This window comes from Micromonospora sp. NPDC048063, assembly GCF_043202855.1.
Classification (GTDB): domain Bacteria; phylum Actinomycetota; class Actinomycetes; order Mycobacteriales; family Micromonosporaceae; genus Micromonospora.
The window spans coordinates 1-3,594 of record NZ_JBIDBG010000040.1 but is presented as its reverse complement, the minus strand read 5'-3'; the positions used below and the strand labels follow the sequence as shown (position 1 = coordinate 3,594).

The window sequence follows — 3,594 nt, the reverse complement described above, 5'->3', positions numbered from 1 at the left end:
TCCGGCCTACACGCTTACCCCGGCACAACCACCGGCCGGGCTCAGCTACCTTCCTGCGTCACCCCATCGCTTGACTACTACCCGCCAGGTTCCCACGCTCCCCACCCTCAACCCGAAGGTCTTGGATGGTTTGGGTGGTTAGCACAACGAGGTTCATCAGGGACGCTCTTTCGCGGGTACGGGAATATCAACCCGTTGTCCATCGACTACGCCTCTCGGCCTCGCCTTAGGTCCCGACTCACCCAGGGCGGATTAGCCTGGCCCTGGAACCCTTGGTCATCCGGCGGAAGGGTTTCTCACCCTTCTTTCGCTACTCATGCCTGCATTCTCACTCGTGCCGCGTCCACACCTCGATCACTCGGATGCTTCACTCGCGGCACGACGCTCCCCTACCCATCCACACACCTGCACAAGGAATCACGTCCAAGCAAGGTAAAAATGTGAATGCCACAGCTTCGGCGGTGTGCTTGAGCCCCGCTACATTGTCGGCGCGGAACCACTTGACCAGTGAGCTATTACGCACTCTTTAAAGGGTGGCTGCTTCTAAGCCAACCTCCTGGTTGTCTATGCGACCCCACATCCTTTTCCACTTAGCACACGCTTAGGGGCCTTAGCTGGTGATCTGGGCTGTTTCCCTCTCGACTACGAAGCTTATCCCCCGCAGTCTCACTGCCGCGCTCTCACTTACCGGCATTCGGAGTTTGGCTGATTTCGGTAAGCTTGTGGGCCCCCTAGACCATCCAGTGCTCTACCTCCGGCAAGAAACACGCGACGCTGCACCTAAATGCATTTCGGGGAGAACCAGCTATCACGGAGTTTGATTGGCCTTTCACCCCTAACCACAGGTCATCCCCCAACTTTTCAACGTTGGTGGGTTCGGCCCTCCACGCGGTCTTACCCGCGCTTCAGCCTGCCCATGGCTAGATCACTCCGCTTCGGGTCTAGGACACGCGACTGAATCGCCCTATTCAGACTCGCTTTCGCTACGGCTCCCCCACACGGGTTAACCTCGCCACATGCCACTAACTCGCAGGCTCATTCTTCAAAAGGCACGCCGTCACCCCGCAAGGCTCCGACGGATTGTAGGCGAACGGTTTCAGGTACTATTTCACTCCCCTCCCGGGGTACTTTTCACCATTCCCTCACGGTACTCGTCCGCTATCGGTCACCAGGAAGTATTTAGGCTTACCAGGTGGTCCTGGCAGATTCACGGCAGATTTCAGGGGTCCGCCGCTACTCGGGAACACCCACAGGAGACCAGCCACTTTCACCTACCGGACTATCACCGCCTACGGTCAGCCATTCCAGACTGTTCGGCTAGCAACTGGCTTTATAACTCCTTGAGCGCATGTCAGTACACTCAGCAGGGTCCCACAACCCCGACCACGCAACCCCTGACAGGTATCACACGCAGCCGGTTTAGCCTCAATCCGCTTTCGCTCGCCACTACTCACGGAATCACTAATTTGTTTTCTCTTCCTACGGGTACTGAGATGTTTCACTTCCCCGCGTTCCCTCCATACACCCTATGTGTTCAGGTGCAGGTGACATCACATGACTGATGCCGGGTTCCCCCATTCGGACACCCTGGGATCACAGCTCGGTTGACAGCTCCCCCAGGCCTATCGCGGCCTCCCACGTCCTTCATCGGCTCCTGGTGCCAAGGCATCCACCGTTCGCCCTTGACAACTTGACCACAAAGATGCTCGCGTCCACTGTGCAATTCTCAACAAACGACCAACCCACAACCCGATCCGTGCGACACCAAACCCGACCACCGCCGGCGGTATGCCACACCAGGCCATGCCTGGCAGCCCACGGAACACACCGGTTCCGCTCAAGGCTCCGAAAGAAACAACCACCAGGTTGTTCTTTCAGGACCCAACAGGGTGCTAATCATTCCTCCCCAGCCGCACCAACCCGACCGTTCCTGCACCCCCGAAGAGGCGTGTACTAGATCATCGCGGCCGTTGCCAGAGAAAAACTCACCAGTGTCTCCGCCATTGAGCACCCCGACCCGACATTCGCAGGTCGCGGGCTCCTTACACCCTTTCAGGTGAAGGTGCTCCTTAGAAAGGAGGTGATCCAGCCGCACCTTCCGGTACGGCTACCTTGTTACGACTTCGTCCCAATCGCCAGCCCCACCTTCGACGGCTCCCTCCCACAAGGGGTTGGGCCACCGGCTTCGGGTGTTGCCGACTTTCGTGACGTGACGGGCGGTGTGTACAAGGCCCGGGAACGTATTCACCGCAGCGTTGCTGATCTGCGATTACTAGCGACTCCGACTTCACGGGGTCGAGTTGCAGACCCCGATCCGAACTGAGACCGGCTTTTTGGGATTCGCTCCACCTCACGGTATCGCAGCCCATTGTACCGGCCATTGTAGCATGCGTGAAGCCCTGGACATAAGGGGCATGATGACTTGACGTCATCCCCACCTTCCTCCGAGTTGACCCCGGCAGTCTTCGATGAGTCCCCGCCATAACGCGCTGGCAACATCGAACGAGGGTTGCGCTCGTTGCGGGACTTAACCCAACATCTCACGACACGAGCTGACGACAGCCATGCACCACCTGTGACCGCCCCCGAAGGACCCGACATCTCTGCCGGTTTTGCGGCCATGTCAAACCCAGGTAAGGTTCTTCGCGTTGCATCGAATTAATCCGCATGCTCCGCCGCTTGTGCGGGCCCCCGTCAATTCCTTTGAGTTTTAGCCTTGCGGCCGTACTCCCCAGGCGGGGCGCTTAATGCGTTAGCTGCGGCACAGGGAACCGGAGAGGCCCCCCACACCTAGCGCCCAACGTTTACAGCGTGGACTACCAGGGTATCTAATCCTGTTCGCTCCCCACGCTTTCGCTCCTCAGCGTCAGTATCGGCCCAGAGACCCGCCTTCGCCACCGGTGTTCCTCCTGATATCTGCGCATTTCACCGCTACACCAGGAATTCCAGTCTCCCCTACCGAACTCTAGCCTGCCCGTATCGACTGCAGGCCCGCAGTTGAGCTGCGGGTTTTCACAGTCGACGCGACAAGCCGCCTACGAGCTCTTTACGCCCAATAAATCCGGACAACGCTCGCGCCCTACGTCTTACCGCGGCTGCTGGCACGTAGTTGGCCGGCGCTTCTTCTGCAGGTACCGTCACTTACGCTTCGTCCCTGCTGAAAGAGGTTTACAACCCGAAGGCCGTCATCCCTCACGCGGCGTCGCTGCATCAGGCTTCCGCCCATTGTGCAATATTCCCCACTGCTGCCTCCCGTAGGAGTCTGGGCCGTGTCTCAGTCCCAGTGTGGCCGGTCGCCCTCTCAGGCCGGCTACCCGTCGTCGCCTTGGTAGGCCATCACCCCACCAACAAGCTGATAGGCCGCGAGCCCATCCCAGGCCGAAAAACTTTCCACCACCAACCATGCGGTCAGAGGTCCTATTCGGTATTAGCCCCGGTTTCCCGGGGTTATCCCAAAGCCTAGGGCAGGTTGCTCACGTGTTACTCACCCGTTCGCCGCTCGAGTACCCCGAAGGGCCTTTCCGCTCGACTTGCATGTGTTAAGCACGCCGCCAGCGTTCGTCCTGAGCCAGGATCAAACTCTCCAACAAAAAC

2 rRNA genes (1 of these 2 only partly in view) are annotated in these 3,594 nt (G+C 58.9%); both read right to left on the bottom strand.

The annotated features are described in order from the left end of the window. A 23S ribosomal RNA gene (locus ACGFZ2_RS34265) occupies positions 1-1,696 on the bottom strand; it reaches 1,487 nt to the left of the window's first position. Between the two features lie 377 nt (positions 1,697-2,073). Then, positions 2,074-3,590 (bottom strand): 16S ribosomal RNA (locus ACGFZ2_RS34260). Together the 16S and 23S rRNA genes form the textbook arrangement of a ribosomal RNA operon. Positions 3,591-3,594 lie beyond the last annotated feature (4 nt).